Source organism: Clostridium sp. X, assembly GCF_055755365.1.
Map to the genome: position 1 here is coordinate 2,391,971 of NZ_CM146912.1, position 25,432 is coordinate 2,417,402.

At 30.2% G+C, this 25,432-nt stretch carries 28 protein-coding genes and 1 pseudogene; all 29 read left to right on the forward strand.

Annotated features, from left to right (window positions below; genetic code table 11):
* The first annotated feature begins 1 nt into the window (after window position 1).
* Entirely contained in the window at window positions 2-1,657 is a 1,656-nt protein-coding gene (locus tag ACX0KU_RS12005; RefSeq protein WP_472990172.1) for a phage tail spike protein, read from the forward strand.
* 68 nt (window positions 1,658-1,725) lie between these two features.
* A complete protein-coding gene (locus ACX0KU_RS12010) occupies window positions 1,726-3,549 on the forward strand; it encodes a polysaccharide deacetylase family protein (RefSeq protein ID WP_472990174.1) in 1,824 nt (607 codons plus the stop codon).
* A gap of 110 nt (window positions 3,550-3,659) precedes the next feature.
* Window positions 3,660-3,899 carry a BhlA/UviB family holin-like peptide gene (locus ACX0KU_RS12015; RefSeq protein ID WP_472990176.1) on the forward strand — a complete coding sequence of 80 codons (240 nt, stop codon included), beginning with the start codon at window positions 3,660-3,662 and terminating at the stop codon, window positions 3,897-3,899.
* A gap of 14 nt (window positions 3,900-3,913) precedes the next feature.
* Complete coding sequence (locus tag ACX0KU_RS12020; protein WP_472990177.1) at window positions 3,914-4,642, forward strand: N-acetylmuramoyl-L-alanine amidase family protein; 729 nt, start codon at window positions 3,914-3,916, stop codon at window positions 4,640-4,642.
* Complete coding sequence (locus tag ACX0KU_RS12025) at window positions 4,643-4,822, forward strand: hypothetical protein (RefSeq protein ID WP_472990178.1); 180 nt, start codon at window positions 4,643-4,645, stop codon at window positions 4,820-4,822.
* Between the two features lie 237 nt (window positions 4,823-5,059).
* Window positions 5,060-5,188, forward strand: a pseudogene (locus tag ACX0KU_RS12030) (YebC/PmpR family DNA-binding transcriptional regulator); the annotation flags it as partial.
* Window positions 5,189-5,249: 61 nt separating this feature from the next.
* A complete protein-coding gene (locus tag ACX0KU_RS12035; RefSeq protein ID WP_472990179.1) occupies window positions 5,250-5,414 on the forward strand; it encodes a hypothetical protein in 165 nt (54 codons plus the stop codon).
* 222 nt (window positions 5,415-5,636) lie between these two features.
* On the forward strand, window positions 5,637-5,813 hold the full coding sequence (locus ACX0KU_RS12040; protein WP_472990180.1) for a hypothetical protein: 177 nt from the start codon (window positions 5,637-5,639) through the stop codon (window positions 5,811-5,813).
* 193 nt (window positions 5,814-6,006) lie between these two features.
* Window positions 6,007-6,483, forward strand: coding sequence for a hypothetical protein (locus ACX0KU_RS12045; protein ID WP_472990181.1), 477 nt, complete (start codon window positions 6,007-6,009; stop codon window positions 6,481-6,483).
* Between the two features lie 143 nt (window positions 6,484-6,626).
* Window positions 6,627-7,016, forward strand: a complete 390-nt coding sequence (locus tag ACX0KU_RS12050) for a hypothetical protein (protein ID WP_472990183.1) — start codon at window positions 6,627-6,629, stop codon at window positions 7,014-7,016.
* 168 nt (window positions 7,017-7,184) lie between these two features.
* Window positions 7,185-7,994 carry a ferritin family protein gene (locus tag ACX0KU_RS12055; RefSeq protein WP_472990184.1) on the forward strand — a complete coding sequence of 270 codons (810 nt, stop codon included), beginning with the start codon at window positions 7,185-7,187 and terminating at the stop codon, window positions 7,992-7,994.
* Between the two features lie 71 nt (window positions 7,995-8,065).
* Window positions 8,066-8,695: a hypothetical protein gene (locus tag ACX0KU_RS12060; protein WP_472990186.1), complete on the forward strand. Its 630-nt coding sequence runs from the start codon at window positions 8,066-8,068 to the stop codon at window positions 8,693-8,695.
* Window positions 8,696-8,805: 110 nt separating this feature from the next.
* Complete coding sequence (gene ruvA, locus ACX0KU_RS12065; protein ID WP_472990187.1) at window positions 8,806-9,408, forward strand: Holliday junction branch migration protein RuvA; 603 nt, start codon at window positions 8,806-8,808, stop codon at window positions 9,406-9,408.
* Window positions 9,409-9,419: 11 nt separating this feature from the next.
* The gene (gene ruvB / locus ACX0KU_RS12070; protein ID WP_472990189.1) at window positions 9,420-10,433 is read left to right on the forward strand and encodes a Holliday junction branch migration DNA helicase RuvB; all 1,014 of its coding nucleotides are present in this window, start codon (window positions 9,420-9,422) and stop codon (window positions 10,431-10,433) included.
* A gap of 15 nt (window positions 10,434-10,448) precedes the next feature.
* Complete coding sequence (gene queA / locus ACX0KU_RS12075; RefSeq protein WP_472990190.1) at window positions 10,449-11,474, forward strand: tRNA preQ1(34) S-adenosylmethionine ribosyltransferase-isomerase QueA; 1,026 nt, start codon at window positions 10,449-10,451, stop codon at window positions 11,472-11,474.
* 31 nt (window positions 11,475-11,505) lie between these two features.
* Complete coding sequence (gene tgt / locus ACX0KU_RS12080; RefSeq protein ID WP_472990191.1) at window positions 11,506-12,636, forward strand: tRNA guanosine(34) transglycosylase Tgt; 1,131 nt, start codon at window positions 11,506-11,508, stop codon at window positions 12,634-12,636.
* Between the two features lie 15 nt (window positions 12,637-12,651).
* Window positions 12,652-12,951: a preprotein translocase subunit YajC gene (gene yajC, locus ACX0KU_RS12085; protein WP_472990192.1), complete on the forward strand. Its 300-nt coding sequence runs from the start codon at window positions 12,652-12,654 to the stop codon at window positions 12,949-12,951.
* A gap of 55 nt (window positions 12,952-13,006) precedes the next feature.
* On the forward strand, window positions 13,007-13,375 hold the full coding sequence (locus tag ACX0KU_RS12090) for a TIGR04086 family membrane protein (protein WP_472990193.1): 369 nt from the start codon (window positions 13,007-13,009) through the stop codon (window positions 13,373-13,375).
* Window positions 13,376-13,449: 74 nt separating this feature from the next.
* Window positions 13,450-13,587 (forward strand): six-cysteine ranthipeptide SCIFF, encoded by a 138-nt coding sequence (gene scfA, locus ACX0KU_RS12095; protein WP_003375041.1) that lies wholly within the window; start codon window positions 13,450-13,452, stop codon window positions 13,585-13,587.
* Window positions 13,588-13,651: 64 nt separating this feature from the next.
* Window positions 13,652-15,028 carry a thioether cross-link-forming SCIFF peptide maturase gene (scfB, locus tag ACX0KU_RS12100; RefSeq protein WP_472990195.1) on the forward strand — a complete coding sequence of 459 codons (1,377 nt, stop codon included), beginning with the start codon at window positions 13,652-13,654 and terminating at the stop codon, window positions 15,026-15,028.
* 91 nt (window positions 15,029-15,119) lie between these two features.
* Window positions 15,120-16,382, forward strand: coding sequence for a protein translocase subunit SecD (gene secD / locus ACX0KU_RS12105; RefSeq protein WP_472990197.1), 1,263 nt, complete (start codon window positions 15,120-15,122; stop codon window positions 16,380-16,382).
* Between the two features lie 4 nt (window positions 16,383-16,386).
* A complete protein-coding gene (gene secF / locus ACX0KU_RS12110) occupies window positions 16,387-17,253 on the forward strand; it encodes a protein translocase subunit SecF (RefSeq protein ID WP_472990198.1) in 867 nt (288 codons plus the stop codon).
* A gap of 215 nt (window positions 17,254-17,468) precedes the next feature.
* Window positions 17,469-18,359: a DHH family phosphoesterase gene (locus tag ACX0KU_RS12115; RefSeq protein ID WP_472990200.1), complete on the forward strand. Its 891-nt coding sequence runs from the start codon at window positions 17,469-17,471 to the stop codon at window positions 18,357-18,359.
* Window positions 18,360-18,455: 96 nt separating this feature from the next.
* Window positions 18,456-18,974, forward strand: a complete 519-nt coding sequence (locus ACX0KU_RS12120) for an adenine phosphoribosyltransferase (protein WP_472990201.1) — start codon at window positions 18,456-18,458, stop codon at window positions 18,972-18,974.
* Between the two features lie 223 nt (window positions 18,975-19,197).
* Window positions 19,198-21,378, forward strand: a complete 2,181-nt coding sequence (locus ACX0KU_RS12125) for a RelA/SpoT family protein (protein WP_472990202.1) — start codon at window positions 19,198-19,200, stop codon at window positions 21,376-21,378.
* Window positions 21,379-21,482: 104 nt separating this feature from the next.
* Window positions 21,483-21,932, forward strand: a complete 450-nt coding sequence (gene dtd, locus ACX0KU_RS12130; RefSeq protein WP_472990203.1) for a D-aminoacyl-tRNA deacylase — start codon at window positions 21,483-21,485, stop codon at window positions 21,930-21,932.
* Between the two features lie 20 nt (window positions 21,933-21,952).
* The gene (locus tag ACX0KU_RS12135) at window positions 21,953-22,558 is read left to right on the forward strand and encodes an MBL fold metallo-hydrolase (RefSeq protein WP_472990204.1); all 606 of its coding nucleotides are present in this window, start codon (window positions 21,953-21,955) and stop codon (window positions 22,556-22,558) included.
* A 152-nt stretch (window positions 22,559-22,710) separates the two neighbouring features.
* On the forward strand, window positions 22,711-24,144 hold the full coding sequence (locus ACX0KU_RS12140; protein ID WP_472990206.1) for a coproporphyrinogen III oxidase: 1,434 nt from the start codon (window positions 22,711-22,713) through the stop codon (window positions 24,142-24,144).
* 17 nt (window positions 24,145-24,161) lie between these two features.
* The gene (gene hisS / locus ACX0KU_RS12145) at window positions 24,162-25,412 is read left to right on the forward strand and encodes a histidine--tRNA ligase (protein ID WP_472990207.1); all 1,251 of its coding nucleotides are present in this window, start codon (window positions 24,162-24,164) and stop codon (window positions 25,410-25,412) included.
* Window positions 25,413-25,432: the final 20 nt, after the last annotated feature.

Below are 25,432 nucleotides of genomic sequence, written 5' to 3' on the forward strand. Positions count from 1 at the left end.
TATGTATAAGGCATGTATTTACAACGATAATGTTAAAACTACAATACATTATCCAAGTGAAGATAAAGAAGCACCACACTTAAATAAAATAAACATTAAAGAAGGATTGTCACAAGTTGATAGTCTTTCTTTTTCTATTTATATAAATAATAATGGATATGATAAATTGTATGAACTGACTACAAAAATAAAAGTTATAGATACAAGAGATAACTCTATAAGATTTACAGGTCGTGTTCTTGATGTAGATGAAAAAATGGATTCAAGTGGATTATTCTACAAAGAAGTGCTTTGTGAAGGTGCTTTATCTTATTTCAATGATACAAAAATAAGGAACACTATTCTAGCTTCCAATACTACGGATTTTTTAACACAAGTATTAAACAATCACAATGGTAAAGTAGACACTATCAAGCAAATACAAATTGGAAACGTAGACGTTGCTGGAGATTTATCTATTAATGGAGAATTTAAAACCAGTTTAGAAGTACTGCTAGAAGCTAAAGAGAAGCTAGGCGGGGATATTAGAGTTAGAGAACTAAATGGAATTCTTTATTTAGATTGGCTTCAGAACTTTAGTCTTAATATAGTGGATATTACATTAGGTATTAACATGAAGGAAATAGTGAGAGGGAAGGATATAACTAGTCTTGGAACTAGAATAATTCCACTTGGAGCTAATAACTTGACTATAAGTTCCGTTAATGGTGGATTAGATTACATAGAAGATATTAATGCAAAAAATACATATGGAATTATTGAAAAGACAGTAGAGTATAGAGAGATTGAAGATGCCGCAGATTTGTATAATGCTTGTCTATCAGATTTAGACAAGTACACACAACCTCTATATCTCTTAGAATCTAACGCATTGGATTTAAGCTTTTTAAGTGGAAATAAAGCAGAGGAATTCACGTTAGGAGTTAATCTACATATAGTTAATCCAGTTATGGCTATAGATAGTATATATAAAATTGTAGAAATAGATTTAGACTTATTAAAGCCGTATGATCCTAAGCTTACTATAGCTAATTTTCCAATTAAATTGAGTACAAGTATAAATGACTTAAGAAAGTCTAGTGTACAAAACAATGGTGTCTACAATGGTGTTCAAGTTGGGAATGATTTTGGCATTAGGGTTGTGAGAAGTGATGGTAAGGTTGTAACTACACTTAATGCTACTGAAGGGATATCTATAGAAAATGAGAATCAGAAGGTATTTTTTGTAGATAGCAATGGAGTTTTAAGAGCTATAGAAGGTATTTTTGATGACATTACCACAAATAACATGATTGCTAATTTAATGCGTACATCTAACACCAACAATTATACTGTACTTCATGACCAATACCTAGACTTTTATAATAATTTAAGCAAGTTAGGTTCTATAGGATACGCACCAGACCCATCCTATAATGGAGGAGAATATGACTTTGGAATAATAACACCTAGATGCTCATTTACAGTTTATCCCGGTGGTGGTGGATTTGATTTACGCTCACAAGGCTGGAATTATTTTTGGGGCAATTGTGATTTTAAAGGACAAGTAAAGTCTAATGGCTACAACGTTGCGACAACACAACATATATCTAATTTAGAAAATACAATAACAGATTTACAACAAAGGGTATTCCTATTAGAACAAGCAGTTTATTAGGAGTCCAAATTAAAGGCCTACAAGGGTCTTTTTTTATTTACAAATAGAGACAAAAGGAAGGGATGAATATGGCAGATATAACACAATATACTCAGGAAATAAAACAAGCGGTATATGGGAAAGACGTAAGAGAGTCTATAGCAACTGGAATAGAAGCTATAAATACAGAAGTAGAAAATACTACAGCTAGACAATCTACTATTGAAGATAGACAAGATGAAGTCGAGGACACATTTCAAGAAATAATTAATATGGGAGGTAATGCTTCAGCAGAAGTTGTACAGGCTAGAATTGATACTGTTAGTGGTACAACACATGATAATTTACAAGCTAGATTAAATGGAGTTTCGTCGCAATTGGCAGAAAATGCGAACAAACTCAATCTGTCTGATTGGGAACTTCAAAACAAATGGAGAAAATTAACACCTTTAGTAACCATAGTTGATGATGATGGCAGAATTGAGGTGCTGACTAAGCTTTTACCTTTATCTCAAGAATATAATATACCAATGGTTACTGCTGTAATAGGTGAAAGGGCAGCGTCCACAAGTGAATATGCAGATTTTATGAAAAAAAATGATTTACTAATGCTACAAAATTTAGGCTGGGAAATATCAGGTCATACACAAACACACGCACACTTAGCCAATCTGGCGACATACGCAGAAAAAGAAACAGAGTTGAAAGTCGGCAAAGAAACACTTGAAAATATGGGTTTAAAGGTTACCACTGTTTGCTACCCATATAGTGGTAGGGATGATGACACTGTCGAAATCGCTCGTAAGTATTACCGAGGCGGAAGAATAACAGACGCACAGGGGAGAATAAACTTAGCTCCTCTCGAAACATGGGATATGACAGCTATGCCACTAGGTTCTTATTTCGACCAATGGGCTACACCGCCTTTCCCAACAGATAGTTTAGACTACTATAAATGGAGCGTTGACCAAGCTGTTGCCAATAATGGTTGGTTAATTATTATGACGCATTGTGGGGATCCACAACATACGGCCACACAGCAACAATATTTAGAGCAAACAATTCAATATATTAAGTCATTAAATATTGATGTTGTTACACTTAACGAAGGATTAAATAGGCGAGGAAATATCGTTGATATTGGAAGATATTGGACGGGAAGCACAATATACAGGAAGCACCTTGCAATAGGTTGCGACGGTTCTTATGTTGGTAGTGAACTACAAAATTCAGTTGTAGTAACAAATAGTAGTTTTCTTGTCACTAATGACACGCCACCGAAAGCATTTAAAGGAAGAAGAATATATCACACTAGGATAGATAATTCTAATAACACTGGATTTCCATCGACGGTTGGTGGGGTATTAACAACTGATACAACAGGTAAGCTTCTGCCATCAGAAGGGTATGCACACCAATTATATAAGATACGAAACACAAATGAAATCTACCGCAGATATGAAATAGATGAGGACACATGGACAGCGTGGCAAGTTGCAAATTCGGTTATTGCACTATCATCAAATACTGTCACGCTTGCTACGAATGGAAAAACTGGTTTCACTAAAAATAGCATAACAAAATGTCTTATTACTACAGATTTAACAGGTGCCCCAGAAGGGAAGAGTGGTATTTTGACAACTGATAGAACTGCAAATCACGACTATTATATTTATCAGACATATGAAACTACTGATAGTGCTAATTTATACAGAAGATATTGGTTGCAAGGTACTTCAACATGGGGTGCATGGTTACGTGTTACACCTTTGGCTTTAACAACAACACAAAGGAACGCAGGACAATTAGTAAGAAATATAGGTGATATGGTTTTTGATACAACTCTTGGCAAGCCTGTTTGGTATAAAACTGCACCAAACATATGGGTAGATGCAACAGGAACGCAAGTTTAAGTCGCAATCGGTTAAAAGTACGACACAACTAAATAAGTTTTAAAGGCAAAATATGGACTAGAAATAGTCCTTTTATTTTGCTTATTTTTATGTAGAGGAAGGTGGGAGAATTGGAAAGTTTATTTACAGAAATAGTAAAGTCAAGTCCTATACTAGGACTGATGTTAATCTTTTGGTTTTATAATAGAAAAGACTATAAAGAATTTGTAGATAAAGTACAGGTTCAAAATGATGAGAGAGAAAAGAATTATCAAGATATTATTAAAACACTTACAGACAAATTTAATATTGTTGAAGATGTTAAGAAGGACGTTGAGGATATTAAGGAATGTGTATTTAGAAATAATTAGAAAGGTGTGATTGCATGAAGATATGTTATGATGCAGGACATGGCGGCAAGGATAGTGGAGCGATTGGGCAGAGAAATACAAGAGAAAAGGATTTTACTCTTGACATAGCCAAAAGATGTGCAGTATATACAATTAAACTAGGACATAGTGAAGTATTGACTAGAAGTATAGATATGTCTTTGGAACTAACAGAAAGGGCGAATATAGCCAATAGAGCTAATACAGATGTATTTGTATCTATACATTGCAATAGTGCCAAAAATTCTCAGGCAAATGGGATAGAGACATTCTGTTATACTGGAAGTTCTAAAGGTAAGGAATATGCTAATAAGGTGCAATCAAAACTTATCAAAGTAACTGGATTAACTAACAGGGGAGTTAAAGAAGCTAATTTTGCAGTGCTTAAATATACAAATATGGCAGGAATATTAGTTGAGGTAGGATTCATTTCTAATGCTCAGGATGAGTTACTATTAATGAGTGAGGAATATAGAGATAAGGTAGCAAAAGCAATTGTTGAAGCAATAGTAGGAAAAGAAGTTATCGTTCAAAACGATAATAAATCTGCTATCACTCAAAAGGATAGCGACATATCTAAATATTATACTTTAGAGTTTCAAAAGTTCTATAATCAGGTTACTAAAACTAAGAAGCCTATAGGAGAGAACTCCATATTTAAAGGTAATGAGGAAACTGAAAAGGCATGTGAAACATTGATAAAACTAATGAGAGGTGAGTATTAAATGAAAGAATTAAAAAAGTTAATAAGTGTAAAGAAGATTATAGCATTATTATTAACTCTTACTTTTGTAATATTAACTTTGAGACAAATAACTGTAGATGAACCATTTAAAACTATATTCATAATGATAGTTTCTTTTTATTTTGGACAGTCTACGGCTAAAGATGCAAAAGAATTATAATAGATAAGTAAATACATATATAATGCGGGAATTTTTATACATAGGTAGGGATAGGGTAGGTCAATTAATTTTGACTTACCCTTTTTTTTCTTTTTTTTGTATAGAGTATTGAACAGATAATGCTAATAATGGTATACTAGGTTCAAGTTAAGAAATTTAAAATTATTTTATAATGACATACATACGTTTAATGTTTTGTTATAAATCACATATGTAAACAAATCGAAAAAACCTGTAGACCTTATGGTATCAGTAGATATAGAGACTGCGCCTCAAACGCAAAAGCTTTTAGATATGTTAGAGGATGATGATGATGTTCAAGATATCTACCACAATGCAGAGTTCCCAGAAGAGTGGGAAGGATAAATATCTTTTATTTATAGGATATGGTATTAGAGAACATTAGATTAATAGGAGTGTGTAAAAGATGCTAGAAAGTATAATACTGGGACTTGACAACGAAGTTAGTGAGCAGAAAATAGAAATAGAAAAGTTAAATAAAAAATTAGATTTAATTCTTAAATTTTTGTCTGAAAATCTTAATGTGGAAAAGATGATTATTGAAAAATTGAAGGAAGATCTTAATAGATAGAAATAATTGATCCATTTTAGGAACGTGCGTAATTCAATGTAAATTAATAAAATATAAGATTTTTTCTAAATAAGAATTACTACTAAGAGCGCGTACTCAGTAGTAATTCTTATTTATGTTTTTATTGATGATTATTTATTTCTATTAACACCCCTCCATATTTTTATAATATTACGTATATATGATAAATATATGATGTATATAAGAGGGGAAGAAGTAATAATGGATAAAAGGCATGTTGAAGAAGTGATGGACTTAGATGCAAATGAATATAAGAAGACATTTCAAGAGATTATTGAAAAAATAGAGAAAGAATTTATACAAAAAGGTATAATATTAGAAGTTGGAATTAAGCACTTAAATTATCTGTGTAATAATGCAAAACTTAATATTAAATAGGTAATTTCTAAAGGAAGAATAGAGACTAACAATAGTCTTTTTATTTTGTCCATATATAGATTAGGAATTTTTATTAATGATTTTTCATAAAATTATATGAGTATAAATATCATTCTTGGTTTCTGTAGGAGTTTTGCTCCATATCAAGCTTGAAATCGTTACTTAATGTGGTAGTTAAGATAAAAAATAAAAAATGAAATTAAGTAATATAGCAATGAATGTTGGAGGAAGAAAAGTGGATACAGATTTAAATAAAGAATGTAATAAGAGTGATGATGAAACTTTATCTTCAGAAAAAGCAGAAGATAGAATAGATAAAAATCAAGAGTTTGAAGTGCCTATTAGTGATACTATCACTGAAACTAGTGCTAATTTAAGAAATATAAACATAATTAGAGAGGAACTTTGTAAACTATCTTTAAACCCTTGTGAGAGAGAATATTTTAACAATTGTATATTACCGCTCTTAACTACATTAACTGGAATTACATCGGCTTCATCAAATTTGGCATCTTCCGCTAGTGACTTAAGTAACTCTAATATTCTTTTTAGGAAAAAATCAAATATAAAAGATACACTAGATCTTGTTTATGATATTAATAAGAAATCGGAAGATGTCTATAAAGCTTTAGTTAAGAGAATTGATAAGATGTTAGATTGCATAGAATAAGTGTTTTAATATAAAAATTTTAAATAAAAAGCTCATTTATATAGGCACATTTTAAGTATGAGATTAATATAATTTATATGAATGATTATATTACATGTAACATTATTAGTAAGTGCTGGTATAAATTGAGGAGGCAATATTTGATGAACTTTATAGTTAATTTTTATTCTTGCTTAGATGAAAATTATGATTCTTTTGAAGAAATAATTCAAGGAATTGAAACAGATAATATTATGTACCTAACCACTCAAATAGGAGATATCGTAGTTGTTCCAACTCTTGGAGAGTGTGAATATATTGTAAAAAAAGTTGTTAAGAAGTTTTATAATAAAGAGCTAGATATATATGTATCAAAAGTAAAAAGTCAAGACCAACTTATTGATGAAGCAAATACTTCAACTAATAGCACTATAATAAGAATGTTTGACTCAGTTAGAGATGCTAAGATATTTGATTTTACCAGTGTGATTAATTCAAATATAATTAGCACTATAAAAAATTCTAAAGATAAAGATATGATAATGTTAAAATAGTATAGTTACTAAATTGAAAAAATGTTCTTTATAGGTACTTTATTTATATAATAATATTAAATAAAAGTCACATAATAAGTGGCTTTTATTTTTGCGCATTAACAGTTACAATTTCTGAAGTGAATTCATAGTATATAAGGGTATTGAAGTTTAGGAGGTAAATTGTTAATGGCATACGTAAGAAATAATATGGAACAATATTATATGAATTTCCCACAAGAAAATTTAAAAGAAGCACTTAAACTTATAAAAGAATCTATTAAAGGTGAAAAAGAAGATAAATCATTTTATAACTATCTAATTAAGCTCGCACCTACTAAAGAACAAAAAGAAATCATAGAATCAATAAAGAATGATGAGAAAAGACATAATATGATATTTAAAAGAATATATAAAGATTTTACTACAGAGGAAATCGAAAATGAGGATGATGATTTTAAGAAACCAAAGACATATATAGAAGGAATAAAGATGGCACTAATGAGTGAAATGGGAGCAGTGGAAAAATATAAAAAAATAAGCCAAGGCCTTCCTTATAATCAATATAAGGAACTATTATTTGGGATAATAACAGATGAGATAAGGCATGGTATTTTATATAATTATATACTTTACTTAAATACAATACACAAAGGAAATATAGGTGAGATAAAAGAAAAAGTATGTAGAGAAATGGATAAGTTTAGTACATCAATTAATGAAGCTAAAGGGGTAACTCTAGACAAAGCTAAGGAAAAAATAAAAGAAGAAAAAATTTTTGAAAATATAGTTATTCCGGGAATTATCTTAGGAGTAAGAAATGCTTATTCTATAAATAATGAAAAAGCAGAATCAAGAGATATATTAAATATGAAGCAAGATATAGCAACTAGATATATTGCAGAGGGTGTTGAAATACTGTTAGGTAAAGTAAAAGAAAAAGTTGATTTAGAGAGTTTCTTTCAACAATATATACTTCCTCAATTAATTAAAGATTAAAGTATAAAATTTATTAAAAATGAATAAGTAATAGAAAGTTTGACCATAATATCTACATGAGGAGTGATATTATGGAAAAACAGAAATATTTTTCATTAACTTTAGTCTTGTGTAGTATACTGTTTCTTTTAGTGGGATATTTAATAGGTAGAGATATAAACACTGAAAATAAAGATGTTAAAGAACAAAATTTAACTATAGATGTAAGTGGAATAAAAGCAGATAATAATGAGACTTTAAATAAGATAATTGAAAAAGATTGGGAAATATTATTTGAAATTCAACCTAAAAATAACAAGATTATTATTGAGAGAACTAGAACAGCAGAGGAAGAAGAAATAGTAGGTAAAACAGTATCGGAAATAGAAAAAAAGTATAATCTGTATGGATATAAGCTTAAAGATATAAAATCTAATACAGTTGAATTAGTAAGAAATCCTTTAGTATACAAACCAAACCGATATATTCTTTTTATTGAAAATAATGAAATTGTAATAGTGAAAAGTGATGATAAAGGAAATATCTTTGATGGAAATGGAAATTTATTGAGCAAAGAAGGAACAGGTACGAAATTTACAAGTTTAAGACAAAATGATATTGATAATATTGTAAAAGGTAATGAATTAATGCAGTTTGAAAATATTGAACAATTAAATGATGGTATCAAAGATTTTGATATAAAATATGAAATGCCTGAATAATAGGCATTTCATATTTTTTTGTATGAATAAAGGTGGCCTTCCTTGATAAATATAACCTGAAATGGTAAAGTAATATATGATTATATATAAGACTATTTGGAGGGTTTAATTTGTTTGAATACATTAAGGGTCAATATGTAGGGATGAGCAAAGATTACATAATAATAGAGAATGAAAATAAGGGATACAAAATACATACATCAGGTAGTACTATGGCACAAATGCCTAATATTAATGAAGCGGTAAAAATATACATTGAGCAAATAGTCAGAGAGGACTATATAGGATTATATGGATTTCTTACAGAAGAAGAAAGGGAAATGTTTAATTTACTACTAACTATTAATGGAGTTGGCAGTAGAGCTACATTATCTTTATTATCCATAAGTAATGTAAATAACTTAAAACTAGCTATCATAAATGGAGACTATGGCACTTTAATGAAGGCTCCAGGTATAGGTAAAAAGATTGCGCAGAGAATAGTTTTAGAGCTAAAAGATAAGATTTCTAAGTTGAATAATACTGAAGTTGTTTCTGAAGGTTTAATGGGAGCTAATGAATTTAATATTAATAAAAATTACAGTGAAGCACTTGAAGCATTAATGGGACTTGGATTTACACAAAAGGAGACAGAGAAGGCTCTTAAAGATATAGATATAAATAGAAGCCTAGAAGAAATTATTAAGAATAGCCTAAAACATCTCATGAATTAGGGGGAAACTTTATGGAGGAGAGAATTGTATCAGGATTACATAAAACTGAGGAAATAGATATAGAATACTCATTAAGACCTCAAAATTTGAAAGAGTATATAGGTCAGAGAAAAGTAAAAGAAAAATTAGATATATTCATAAAAGCAGCTCAAAGAAGAAAAGAGTCTTTAGATCATGTTTTGCTTTATGGTCCTCCAGGACTTGGGAAAACTACTTTAGCTAATATAATAGCAAAAGAAATGGGTGGAAATCTTAAAGTAACATCAGGTCCAGCCATTGAGAGAGCAGGAGACTTAGCAGCTATACTAACTACTTTAAATAATTACGATGTATTATTTATAGATGAAATCCACAGGCTTAATAGAACAGTTGAAGAAATATTATATCCAGCTATGGAAGATAATGCACTAGATATAGTAATTGGAAAAGGTGCAGCAGCTAAATCAATAAGACTAGATTTACCGAAGTTTACCTTAATAGGAGCCACTACTAGAGTTGGATTGCTTACAGCTCCTCTTAGAGATAGATTTGGTGTATTAAGCCCTATGGAATTCTATGAGGAAAATGAATTAAAAGAAATAGTAACAAGATCATCTAAAATCGTTGGGATAAAAATCGAAGAAGATGCAGCCTACGAAATTGCAAGAAGGTCTCGAGGAACTCCTAGAATTGCAAATAGAATATTAAGGAGAGTACGAGATTATTGTGAAGTTAAGGGAAATGGAATAATTAATCTAGAAATTACTAAAATGGCACTAGAGTTACTAGAAATTGATGAACAAGGCTTTGATAGAATAGATAATAAAATTTTAGAAGCTATTATTTATAATTTTGATGGAGGTCCTGTGGGATTAGAGACTTTATCTTATTTTATAGGAGAAGAACTAGATACAATACAAGATGTATATGAACCATATTTACTTCAAAAAGGTTTTATTATAAGAATGCCAAGAGGAAGAAAAGCAACTGAAAAAGCCTATAAACACTTTAAAGTTCAGTTTATGGAACAAACTAAGCTAAAATAGAGGGAGTGGACGTATTTGAAAGTTAAGGATTTTGATTTTTATTTACCTGAGGAATTGATTGCTCAGCATCCTTTAGAAAAAAGAGATGAATCAAGATTAATGGTTGTAGATAGAGAGAGTTGTAATATTGAACATAAAGTATTTAAAGATATAATAGAATACTTAAAAGAAGGAGATTGTCTTGTATTAAATAATACCAGAGTTTTACCAGCTAGGTTGATAGGAGAAAAAGAAACTACTGGCAGTAGAATGGAGTTTTTACTTCTAAAAAGAATAAGTACGAATACATGGGAAACACTTGTTAAGCCGGGTAAAAGAGCTAAAGTAGGTGCTAGATTTACTTTTGGTAATGGAGAATTAAAAGCAGAAGTAAAAGATATCGGGGAAGAAGGAAGTAGAATAATAGAATTCGAGTATACTGGTATATTTGAAGAGGTACTAGATAGATTAGGGCAAATGCCTCTGCCGCCATATATAACAGAGCAACTAGAAGATAAAGAAAGATATCAAACAGTGTATTCGAAGGAGGTGGGCTCAGCAGCAGCACCAACTGCAGGACTTCATTTTACTGAAGAGCTTTTAGATGTAATTAATAAAAAAGGAATACAAATAGCTTTTGTAACCTTGCATGTTGGACTTGGAACCTTTAGACCAGTAAAAGTAGATAGTATAGAGGAACATCATATGCATTCGGAGTACTACACTATGTCAAAGGAAACAGCAGAAACTATAAATAGAGTAAAAGAAAATGGAGGAAGAATAATAGCTGTAGGTACTACTTCTTGTAGGACGTTAGAGACTATAGCAAATGACATAGGAAGTGTAAGAGAACAATCAGGGTGGACAGATATTTTTATGTACCCAGGTTATAAATTTAAAATAGTAGATAGATTAATAACTAACTTCCATTTACCACAATCCACTTTATTGATGCTTGTAAGTGCTTTCTCTTCTAGAGAAATAATAATGAAAGCTTATGATGAAGCTGTTAAGGAAAAGTACAGATTCTTTAGTTTTGGAGATGCTATGATTTTAAAATAGATTAGGATTACCTTATAGGAGGAGAAAAATAGTGTTTAAGTTACATAAGAAAAATAAAAATGCAAGAAGAGGAGAGTTTCACACTCCTCATGGAGTTATACAAACACCAGTATTTATGAATGTAGGAACATTAGCTGCTATAAAAGGTGCAGTGTCTTCTATGGATTTAAAAGATATTAGATGTCAAGTTGAATTATCTAATACGTATCACCTTCATTTAAGACCGGGAGATGGGGTTATTAAAAAATTAGGTGGATTACATAAATTTATGAATTGGGATAGACCAATACTTACTGATTCAGGTGGATTTCAAGTTTTTTCTCTAGCTAAAATGAGAAAAATTAAAGAAGAAGGAGTTTATTTTCGCTCTCATATAGATGGCAGACAGATCTTTATGGGACCAGAAGAAAGTATGCAAATACAAAGCAACTTAGCTTCTACTATAGCTATGGCTTTTGATGAATGTGTTGAAAATCCGGCGCCAAGAGATTATGTAGAGAAATCCGTAGATAGAACAACTAGATGGTTGGGAAGATGTATAAATGAGATGAAAAGATTAAATTCTCTTGAGGATACAATTAATAAAAAACAAATGTTATTTGGAATAAATCAAGGTGGAATTTACGAGGATATAAGAATAAAACACGCCAAGGAAATATCTAAGATGGAGTTAGATGGATACGCTATAGGTGGGCTTGCAGTTGGTGAAACTCACGAAGAGATGTACAGAATTATAGAAGCTGTAGAGCCGTATTTACCTTCTGATAAACCTAGATATTTAATGGGAGTAGGAATTCCAAGTAATATACTAGAGGCTGTATCAAGAGGAGTAGATTTTTTTGATTGTGTATTACCAGCTAGAAATGGTAGACATGGACATGTATTTACTAAATATGGTAAAATAAATTTATTGAATGCAAAGTTTGAACTTGATAGTAATCCAATTGATGAAGGTTGTGATTGTCCGGCATGTAAAGATTATTCTAGAGCTTATATAAGACATTTATTTAAGGCTAAAGAACTTCTTGCTATGAGACTTTGTGTTTTGCATAATTTATACTTCTATAATAAACTTATGGAAGATATAAGGAATGCTATAGACGGAGACTATTTTGAAGACTTTAAATCCCAAAAGCTAGAAGAATGGGGTGGAAGAGCGTAAAGAGGGGGAAAATCCATGCCTCAAGATAACAATGTAATTATTGTGGTTATACCTTTTTTATTTATGTTGATCTTATTTTATGCATTTATTATGATTCCTGAAAGAAAAAGAAAAATTAAGTATAATGAAATGATCTCATCCTTAAAGACTGGTGATGAGATAGTAACAATAGGTGGAATACTAGGGAGAATTATTGAAATGCAAGAAGAATCTATTATTATTGAATCAGGTCCAGACAAAGTTAAATTAAAGTTAAGGAAAAATGCTATAGCTTCTATATTAAATGAATTACTAGCATATGAAACTGAAAAGTAAGTAATAAATTGCCTTCTATGTACATAGATATTTATTAAATAGGAGGTGTTTTATTTTGCATGAAAAAAATAATGTCCTTTGCATTGGACAAGGTGTCTTAAGAAGTTTCTCTATTACTCTAATTTCACTTTTGGCCTATGCAGTAATAACATATTTTACAAAGCCAAATCCAAAGATAGATGCCATATTTTTTGTTGTTATAACTGCACTGAGTGTTATGTATGGCTCAATATATGCTGTTAAACATATACAAAAAAAAGGTTGGTTAGTTGGATTAATTGTAGCTATGCTATATATGCTTATTGTGTATTTGGTATCTGCTGTCAATGGAAGAGGTTTTGATATTTCTAGCTTGGGAGTACTTAGAATAGGTTTAGCGATGTTTGTTGGTGTATTATCTGGTATGTTAGGCATTAATATATAAAAAATCTTTATTATTATCCTGTATTATGATATAATTTTACAGGATAATTCTAAAGTGGGAATGGAGGAATAAGAATGAAGCATATAAAAACTATAAACAAAAAAAATATTAAAGAGAGTTTAAATAAACCAGGATGTAAGGAATGTGCTAATTCATGTCAATCAGCATGTAAAACTTCTTGTACGGTTGCAAATTTAGCTTGTGAAAACTAGAGTGTTAAAGTAAGCAGTAACGAAAAGTTACTGCTTTACGTTTTTATAGAAGGAGGAGTATAAAATGGCATTAATTCATAAATTTGTTCAAAATGGAGAATACTATATATTAGATGTAAATACTGGAGCTGTACATATTGTAGATGAGTTAGTATATGACTTATTAGAGGAAGATAGATTAAAAACTAAGGAAGAACTTGTTAATGAATTTAAGGACAAGTATTCTGTTCAGGATATAAACGAGGTTTATGATGAAATAGTAGAACTGAAAAAAGAGGGCTTTCTTTATACAGAAGATAGTTATGAAGAAATAGCATTAAAAAGTCAAAATTCAGAGGATTATATTAAAGCTGTATGCCTTAACATAACTCACGATTGTAATTTGCGTTGCAAATATTGCTTTGCTGATGAAGGGAAATATCACGGTGCCAGAAAAGTAATGTCGCCAGAGATAGGAAAGAAGTCTATTGATTTTGTTATAGCACATAGTGGCCCAAGAAGAAATATTGAGATAGATTTGTTTGGGGGGGAACCTCTAATTGCAGTAAAAGAAATTAAAGAGATAATTACATATGCAAGAGAACAAGAAAAAATACATAATAAAGTTATTAGATTTACAATGACAACTAATGGAACTTTATTAAATGAAGAAATTATGGAATTTATGGATAAAGAAATGGGAAATATAGTTCTAAGTATAGATGGAAGAAAATCAGTCAATGATAATATGAGGCCTAAGGTTGATGGAAGTGGGACTTATGAAACTATTCTTCCAAAGATAATAGATATGGTAGAAAAAAGAGATAAGTCAAAATCTTATTATGTAAGGGGAACTTTTACTCGTGAAAATTTAGACTTCTATAATGATATAAAACATTTAGCAGATTTAGGTTTTAAAGAAATATCAGTTGAACCAGTTGTTTTAGGCGATGAGCATGATTTATCCTTAAGAAAAGAAGATCTACCAACTATTTTTGAAAATTATGATAAATTATATAATGACATGTATGATAGATATAAAAAAGGGAATGAATTTAAATTTTATCACTTTAATATAGACTTGCAAGGAGGCCCTTGCGTTTATAAAAGAATATCAGGTTGTGGAGCAGGACATGAGTATATAGCTATAACACCAGAGGGAGATATTTATCCATGTCATCAGTTTGTAGGAAATAATGATTTTAGGATAGGAAGCATATATGATGAAGATGAAAATATAAACTGGCAAATATCAAAAACATTTAAAGAAGCTCATATATACAATAAACCAGTTTGCAGAGAGTGCTGGGCTAAGTTCTACTGTAGTGGTGGATGTCAGGCTAATAATTATAATTTTAATGGGGATATGAATACTCCTTATGAAGTAGGATGTGAAATGCAAAAAAAGAGGATAGAATGTGCAATAGCATTAAAGGCTAAAAAGATGGAAGATGAACAATAAAATGATAGAATAACCTATTATTGACTATTGTATTTAAAAGTAATATAATTAGTAGGATTATTCTGAAATTAAGTTACTAAGGGGGATAAAGATGAGGAACACAAAGCCTAACAATTCCCAGAAAACTAAAAGTGCAGTTTGGTTTATAATCAGTATACTATTAATTGGGTTATTTACTTATTCTGGATTTTTTGGGATTAAGAATATTTTTGGGTATAGAGTAAAATCCTTTAATGAAACTATTAATAAAGGATTAGATTTACAAGGTGGTATATCTGTTTTAGAAGAGATTAAGGGAGAGGCAAATAATGATACCATTGAAAGAACTATCGAAATGTTATCAATGAGACTTAATCCTGATGGTGTAAAGGAAATATCTTTAACCAAAGAAGGAGAAAATAGAATAAGAATTGAAATTCCAGGGGAATTCGACTCTAAAAAAGTATTGGAAAGTATAGGTAAAACTGGTAAATTAGAATTTAAAGGCCCAGATGAAGTTGTAATATTAACGGGTAAAGAGGTTAAAACTGCTGTAGCTTTCTTAGATGATATGCAGAGCCCTTCAATTAGACTAGAATTAAATGAAGAAGGTACAAAAAAATTTGCTGATGCAACTAGCAAATTTATAGGTCAAAAAATCGGAATATACATGGATGAAGAACTACTAACTAATCCTACTGTTAATGATGTTATAACGGCAGGTACAGCTACTATAACAGGAAGTTCTTCTTTGGAAGAAGCTCAGCGTCAAGCTAATATTATAAAATCTGGAGCTCTTCCAGTTGTTTTGGAAGCGGTTGAATTTAAAACAGTTGGAGCTACATTAGGAGCGAATGCACTTCCGCTAAGTGCTAAAGCAGGGGTAATTGGTATTTCACTAGTTATTCTATTTATGATAATTTATTATAGGCTTCCAGGTTTAATATCTGGAATTGCACTAGTATTTTATGTATTTATAGTGTTAGGAACATTTTCAGTTCTTGAAGTCACCTTGACACTTTCAGGAATAGCGGGATTTTTGTTAACGGTAGGTATGGCTGTAGATGCTAATGTTCTTATATTTGAAAGAATTAAAGAAGAATTGAATCAAGGAAAGGCTGTGAGAACAGCTTTAGAGAATGGTTTTAGTAGAGCCCTCTCATCTATAGTTGATTCAAATATAACAACTATAATTGCAGGTTTAGTTTTATACTTTTTAGGATCAGGTGGAGTTAAAGGCTTTGCACTTACCCTTATGATAGGTATATTATGGAGCATATTTACAGCTCTTGTAGTTACTAAAACATTACTAAAGTTAAGCATGGGAATGGGATTTATAAATAGTGCTTCTCATTTCGGTGTTAAAAGGGGGTAAGAACATGCTAAAAATTGTTGAGAAAACTAAGCTGTGGTTAGCTGTATCCTTAATTGTAATAATAATTGGTATGGTCTTTTTAGGCAAGAATGGTTTGAACTTTGGTATTGACTTTAAGGGTGGTACTACAGTTAATATAGAAATGGGTAAAGATTTTAACCAGAAACTTAAAGAAGAAATTGATGTAATAGTAAAAAAGTATGATAAAAATGCTACTACTTATATTGCAAATAAAACTCAGTATGAAGTTAAAAGTAATGTTCTAAACAGTGAAAATATAGGTAAGATGTTTTCTGAAATAAAAGATAAATATAAGATAGCAGACGAGGCATTAACTTCTCAAAATGTGGGTCCATCTATAGGAAAAGAGTTGAGAAATAAAGCAGTAAGAGCACTACTTTTAGCGACTGTTGCAATGCTGGCATATATATGGATGAGATTTGAAATTAGGTTTGGAATTGCAGCTATAATAGCCTTAATACATGATGTGTTAATTACTTTAAGTGTGTATACTATATTTAGTATACCTGTAAATACACCTTTTATTGCAGCTATGCTTACAATTGTAGGATACTCTATAAATGATACTATTGTTATATTTGATAGATTAAGAGAGAATAGAAGAAAAATGAGGGGTCGAGATATTTTAGAGATTACAAATATAAGTATAACTCAAACTATGTCTAGATCTATAAATACAACACTTACAACATTAATAACTATTGTATGTGTGTATATATTTGTACCCTCAGTTAGAGAGTTTACCTTTCCGTTAATAATAGGAATCCTATCAGGAGCTTATTCTTCTATATTTATTGCGAGTCCGATTTGGGTTTTATTAGGTAAAAAAACAAAGAAAGCCATAGCTTAATATAAAGAAAAGTCAGAGAATTTACTCTGGCTTTTCTTTATATTAAAATTAATTAGATATAATATTACATAAAATTATGTAAAAAATATTTTAAAAACACGTAGAGAAATGTATAGTTATTAAATATAATGTCATTTAGTGAAAAAAATATTTGTAATACCACTAAATTTAAATTATAATATTATTTGCTTCCTATAAATTTTGGGGGATTATATATGAAAAATAATGATTCTTGTAATAATATTTTAAATTTAATTAATATACATGATTCCTACCAATTAAAGGGAATAAAATATGCCTTAGGTAGGATTATAAAAGCTGTTAATGAGAGAGAGAAGATAGTTGTTTATGGATCTTGTGATTTAGATGGAGTAACTAGCGTTTCTTTGTTGATGCTTATTTTAAAATATCTTAATGCTGATGTTGAATACTATATACCAGATGTTATAGATGATGGTGATATATTCAATACTAATGTAATTAAAAATCATATTAAGTTACTAGGCGCACAGTTGATTATAACAGTAGGCTGTGGTATAAACTCACTTTATGAAGTTGAAATATGTAAAAGTTTGGGTATGGATGTAATTATTACAGATTATCATAAGCCAGAAAAAAGTTTGCCTAATACTATTGTAGTTAATCCGAATCAAGAGGACTGTAGTTATCCCTTTAAAGAATTAAGGGCGGTAGGAATAACTTATAAATTAGCCTATGTTATAGCGGAACATTATCATGTCCAATCTATAGAAAAATACTTAGATTTAGTAGCTATTGGAATTGTAGCCTCTAATGCTCCGCTTGTAGGAGAAAATTTACTTATGTTGCAAAAAGGAATATCTTATTTAGCCAACTCAAATAATTATGGAGTAAAAGCAATAAATAAATTAAATAACATTATTAATATTGATTATGAAGTAGTTGCAAAAATATCAGCTATAATAATGCCTAAAGTAAATGCTATTGGAAGAATGGATGATGCAAGAATAGTTGTTGAATTGTTTACAACAACAGACTTTCATAGAGCTGAGCAAATTGTTAAATACATGAAGAACATTTGGAAGTGCAATGAAAATAAACTAAAAGTTAAAGAACATAATGCCTAAAATAACTTGAATTTAAAATCCTACTTAATATATAATGTAGAAGTAGTTGAAAATGCATATCAATATTGTAGTATTGTATACTAGGGGGAATAATAGTTGAAATTAGAAGATAGCATAAGAGTAATTGAAGGATTTCCAAAAGAAGGTATTAGTTTCAAAGATATTACAACACTTCTACAAGATAAAGAAGCCTTTAAAATGTCAGTAGATAGTCTAGTGAAACATCTAGAAGATAAAAATATAGATATTGTTGTTGGACCGGAGGCAAGAGGATTCTTATTTGGAACACCAGTAGCATATGCTTTAGAAGCAGGTTTTGTTCCAGTAAGAAAAAAGGGAAAGCTTCCAGCAGATACGATTAGTGTAGAATATGATTTGGAGTATGGTACTGATATATTGGAAATTCATAGAGATGCAATAAAGCCGGGTCAAAGGGTTGCCATTGTTGATGATCTTTTAGCAACAGGAGGTACTGTAGAGTCTGTGGTTAGATTAATTGAACAAGTTGGTGGAGTTGTAGTTAGTCTTGGATTTGTAATAGAGCTAACTGATTTAAATGGAAGAGAAAAACTAAAAAAATATGATATTATGTCTTTAGTACAGTATAATATTTAATATAAATTAAGTTCTTGTTAATATTGACAAGAACTTAATTTATATATATACGGCATAGTTTTGTATTTTAGTATTCTTTGCCGAATTATTGTTTTATAGTAGATAACACTAATAGTGTGTAAGAGGTTCTTATTGCAATATTCGATACTGTATTATATAATATTTATAAAAAAATGTGAGCTGGTTATATAAACCAGCTTTTGATTTTAGAGGAGTTATTCGTATGCTGGATGATTTATTAGGGAAAATTGATGAAAATTGTAATAATGTTAATAAAGATATTATTATTAAAGCTTATAAATATGCTGAAGGCGCACATAAAGAGCAGAAAAGGGTTTCGGGTGAACCGTACATAGTACATCCAGTCAAAGTTGCTTCTATTTTAGTTGAAATGGGTTTGGATGAGAATACCATTGCAGCTAGTCTACTTCATGATGTAATTGAAGATACTGAATTTACTTATAAAGATTTAGAAATGGAATTCAATGTAGAGGTAGCAAATTTAGTTGAAGGAGTAACTAAGCTAGGAAAAATAAAATATAGAACAAAAGAAGAACAACAAGCAGAAAACGTAAGAAAAATGTTATTTGCTATGACTAAGGATATAAGAGTTATATTAATAAAACTAGCTGATAGACTTCATAATATGAGAACCTTAAAATATATGAGTGTTGAAAAGCAAAAAGAAAAAGCAAAAGAAACTTTAGATATATTTGCTCCCTTAGCGCACAGGCTTGGTATATCAAAGATTAAATGGGAACTTGAAGATTTAGCTTTAAGATATATGAATCCAAATGAGTACTATGATTTGGTTAGAAAAGTGGCTGAAAAGAGAAATGAAAGAGAAGCCTACATTACTAATATAATAAGTGAGTTAAAACATAAATTAGATGAGGCAGGTATACAATCTGATATAGCGGGAAGACCAAAACACTTTTATAGTATATATAGAAAGATGGTAGTTAAAAATAAAACTATAGATCAAATTTTTGATTTAACTGCTGTTAGGATCTTGGTAAATGATGTAAAAGATTGTTATGCAGCTTTAGGAATGGTACACACTTTGTTTAAACCTATCCCAGGGAGATTTAAAGACTACATTGCAATGCCAAAGCCTAATATGTATCAGTCTTTACATTCCACTGTTATAGGACCTCAAGGTAAGCCATTTGAGATACAAATAAGAACTTATGAGATGCATTTTACCTCAGAATATGGTATTGCAGCTCATTGGAAGTATAAAGAAGGCGGCGCTGATGAGGCTCCTAAGGATTTTGAGACCAAATTAGTATGGCTTAGAGAAGTTTTAGAGTGGCAAAGAGAAACATCTAATCCAGAAGAGTTTATGGAAGACTTCAAGGTTGATATGTTTTCAGATGAAGTTTTTGTATTCACACCTAAAGGGGTTGTGATAAACTTACCTTATCAAGCTACACCTATTGATTTTGCCTATAAGATTCATACTGATATAGGCCATAGATGTATAGGTGCAAAAGTTAGTGGGAAGATAGTTCCATTGGATTATCATTTAAAAACTGGAGAGATTGTTGAAATTTTAACTTCAACTATTCCAAAGGGACCTAATATAGATTGGCTAAATATGACCAAAAGTAATCAGGCTAAGACTAAAATAAAAGCTTGGTTTAAAAAAGAAAAAAGACATGAAAATATTGAAAAAGGTAAAGAGTTAATTGAAAGAGAATGTAAGCGTCAAGGTGTTAACTTCGGTAAACTAGCTAAAGGGGAATCTTTAGAAATATTACTTAAAAAGTATAATTTTAATAGTGTGGACGATTTATATGTTTCTGCAAGTATAGGAGCAATTCCGGCAGCTTCTATAGTAAGTAGGCTATTAAGTTTCCTTAGAGTCCAAGAAAAAGAAGAAGTTAGTTTAGAAGAGTTGAAGGAACAATTAGATAAGACTGCTAGAAATAGAAAAAAAACCAACTCACCAGGAGTTAAGGTTAAAGGTATAGATAATGTGCTGGTTAGATTTGCTAAGTGTTGCAATCCTGTTCCGGGAGATTATATTACGGGTTACATAACAAAGGGCAGAGGAGTATCAGTTCATAGACAAGATTGTGATAATCTAAAAACGTTGCTTTTAGCTGAGGGAAATAGAATCGTTGATGTTGAATGGGAAAATGAAAGTTTAAGAAAAACAGAGTATATTACAGAAATAGAAGTTAGAGCTGAAGATAGACATGGTCTACTAGCAGGATTAATGGAGGCTATAATTGATACTAAAATAGCATTATATGCTGTAAATGCTAAAACATCAAAAGCTAATCTAGCAATAATTACAATAAAATTAAGAATATCTGATGTTGAAAAATTAAAAGAAGTTATGCGAAAAATGAGAAAGTTAAAAGGCGTAATAGCAGTATATAGAACTAAGAATTAAGTGCTTAGTCCTATATACTTCATTTTTAGTTTTTTGACTTGATTTCTTTGAGTTATTTATTGGGTTTAAAAATATAAGTTTTGTTTAAAAATGGGGTGTTGCTAATGAGAGCTGTAGTACAAAGAGTTAAATACTCAAGTGTTACTGTAGATAATAAGATAGTAGGAGAAATAAATAAAGGATTTAACGTACTGCTTGGTATATCAAAAGAAGATACCTTCGAGGATGTAGAATACTTAAAGAATAAAATAGTTAACTTAAGAGTTTTTGAAGATGAAGAAGGAAAGTTAAACAAATCTTTAATAGATGTAGGAGGAGAACTTTTAATTATATCACAGTTTACACTCTATGGAGATTGTAGAAAAGGAAGAAGACCTAATTTTATGGATGCTTTAGGTGGTGAAGAAGCAGAAAAATTATATTTGCAATTTGTTAGCTTATGCAAGGAAGAATTAGGGAATGTTGAGACAGGTATATTTGGAGCTGAAATGCTTATTGATATAAAAAATGATGGACCAGTTACTCTAATAATTGATAGTAAAAAAATATTTTAATATAGATAGGAGATAAAGTTATGAAAATAAAAAAAATACCAGCAGGAATGTATGGTGCAAATTGTTATATTTTAATAGATGAAGTTAGTAAAGTAGGTTGTGTGGTAGATCCAGGCGGAGATGAGGATATCATAATTAGAGAAATAGAAAATAGTGATATAGAGGTTAAGTATATATTACTAACACATGGTCATATAGATCACGTAGGAGCAGTTAATCCTATAAAGGAAAAATTTAATATACCTGTATATATAAATGGTAAAGATAAGATGTTTATGAAGGAGAATAGTGGCGTATTTGGAGGCTTATGGAATATAACTCCGGAAGATAAAGAAATAAATGATGGTGATATTTTAGAGTTGGGAAGTTTGAAAATAAAGGCCATTGAGACTGGAGGTCATACACCGGGGGGCATGTGCTTTCTAGTAGATGATGTTGTGTTCACAGGAGATACATTATTTTATGGTTCAATCGGAAGAACGGATTTCCCAGGAGGAAATCATAAACAACTAATTGATAATATAAAAACTAAACTTATGATTTTACCAGATAATGTTATAGTTTTACCAGGGCATGAAAGAGAAAGTAATATCAAATTTGAAAGAGATCACAATCCCTTCTTATAAGAAAGATTATTCTTAATTGACGATATTTTAGAGGAAAGATAAATTGATGATACATAATTATCAATTTATCTTTATTCTCTATTATATTTTAAATTAATATACTGTGCAGTAGTTTATTTGCTATTGATAAAAGGGTGTGAATTTTACAAGATATGATAAAAATAAAACTTAACAATTTAGATTATAGATACGATGTGTACCATATATTTAATCTTTTCTACAGGTTTGAAAATATACAGTTTAATAATGAAACTGATGAAAATTATGATTATCAGATTTCAATAAAGGAAGAAGAACTGACTATAGTGACAGAACAAAGGGAAGAGATGCATTATGACTTAGAGGGAAATGGAAAAGAGATAAAAAAAATTAGACGAATTCTATTCAAATACTTAAGAAACAAAACAGGTAAAAATCTTCCCTGGGGGATGATCATGGGGATTAAACCTACTAAAATTGTTGTGGAAATGATGGAAAATGGATTAAATGAAGAGCAGATAATTAGTACAATGAAAAAAGAATACTTTCTTCAAGAAGATAAGGCAAAGCTTTGTATAGATGTAGCTAAAGTAGAAAAAGAAAAAATAAACAAAGATCCTAAATTAATTAGCATTTATATAGGAATGCCTTTTTGTCCTACGAGATGTCTTTATTGCTCTTTTGCTTCTAATCCTATAAAAAGTTGTGTAAATATGGTAGAACCATATCTAGAAGCTTTGAAATATGAAATAGATAGAATTAAGGCTTTTGTGGATAAAAAAGATTTAAATATAGAATGTGTTTACTTTGGAGGAGGAACTCCAACAGCTGTAGATGATGAGCAATTTCATAGTACTCTAGCACTTGTTTATAAAAGCTTTGTAGAAGGAAGAAATGTTAAAGAGTTTAATGTTGAATGTGGAAGACCTGATAGTATAACTGAAGCAAAGCTAATAGCTATGAAAAAATATAATGTTAATAGAATTAGTATTAATCCACAAACAATGAATAATGATACCCTAGAGGCTATAGGAAGAAGCCATAATGTAGAAGATGTTATTGAGAAATTTAATATGGCTCGAGACTTAGGGTTTGATAATATAAATATGGACTTAATAATTGGATTACCAAATGAGGATTTAACCCATGTAGAAAATACTTGTAAAGGTATTTTAGAACTAAACCCTGATAGTATAACCGTTCATGGAATGGCTCTTAAAAGAGCATCTATTCTACACGAACAAATACTATTGAAAAAAGTTAAAATTATAGAACAGAATGAATTAGATGAAATGTATAAAAGAACTGTTGAGTTATCTAAGAAACTTGGTATGACGCCTTATTATATGTATAGACAAAAAAATATGGTAGGAAACATGGAAAATGTAGGTTACTCAAAACCTTCAAAGGAAGGAATATATAATATTCAAATAATAGAAGAAAAACAGACAATAATTGCATTAGGTGCAAATGCTGTTACAAAAGTTGTATTTTTAGAAACAAATAGAATTGAAAGATCAGCAAATTTAAAGGATTTGAAAGAATATATAAATAGAATAGAGGAAAAAGTAGAAGAAAAAATAAAGCTGCTAGAAGAGCTTTATTAAAGGAGAGTGAATTAATATTGACTATTCAAGCACCAAAAGGTACAAAAGACCTATTACCTATGGATTCGTATAAATGGCAATATGTTGAAGGGAAGCTTAGGAACATAGCATCCGCATATGCCTGTAAAGAAATAAGAACGCCTATGTTTGAACACACGGAACTTTTTGAAAGAGGAGTTGGAGATACAACGGATGTAGTTCAAAAGGAAATGTATACTTTTTTAGATAAGGGAAATAGAAGTATTACTTTAAAGCCAGAAGGAACTTCTCCAGCTGCTAGAGCATTTGTTGAAAATGGTCTATTTAATGAAACATTACCTATTAAAATGTATTATTTTACTCCTGTATTTAGATATGAAAATGTTCAAAAAGGAAGGTTTAGACAACATCATCAATTCGGAGTTGAAGTATTTGGTTCACCTGAGCCTTCAGTAGATGCAGAAGTAATAAATCTTGCAATGAGTGCATTTAAAGAATTTGGTGTAAAAAATTTGGAATTAAATATAAACAATATAGGTTGTCCAGAATGTAGAAGTGTATATAATAAAGCTTTAAAGGATTACTTTAGAGAAAAGCATGACGAGTTATGTGAACTATGCAAAACTAGATTTGATAAAAACCCTATGAGACTCCTAGACTGTAAAAATAAGAAGTGTAAAACTATAGGAGAAAATGCTCCAATAATTTTAGATTATGTTTGCAGTGACTGCGAGGAACATTTTGATAAACTAAAAACTTACCTAGATGCTTTAGGAATTACATATAAAATCGATCCTTATATAGTAAGAGGACTTGATTACTACACAAAAACAGTATTTGAAATTATTAATGATAATATAACAGTTTGTGGTGGTGGAAGATATAATGGATTGATTGAGGAAATTGGAGGGAAGCCAACTCCGGCAGTAGGTTTTGGTATGGGGATAGAAAGACTTCTTCTCACTTTAGAAGAAAATAATATAGCTATTTCAGAACCGAATTATACTCAAGTGTTTATTGGAGCTATGGGTGACAGTGGGAGAATAGAGAGCTTTAAATTAGCTAATTCTCTGAGAGCAAAAGCCATAAAAGCAGAATGTGATCACATGAATAAATCGGTTAAAGCTCAAATGAAATACGCAAATAAAATATCAGCTATTTATAGTATGATTATAGGAGAAACAGAAGTAGCTGAAGGAAAAGCTAATCTTAAAAGAATGGAAGATGGAAAACAATTTGAAGTGAGTTTAAATAATTTAGATGAAATAGTGAATATAATTAATGGCTAGTATTTATAAAAAACGAGGAG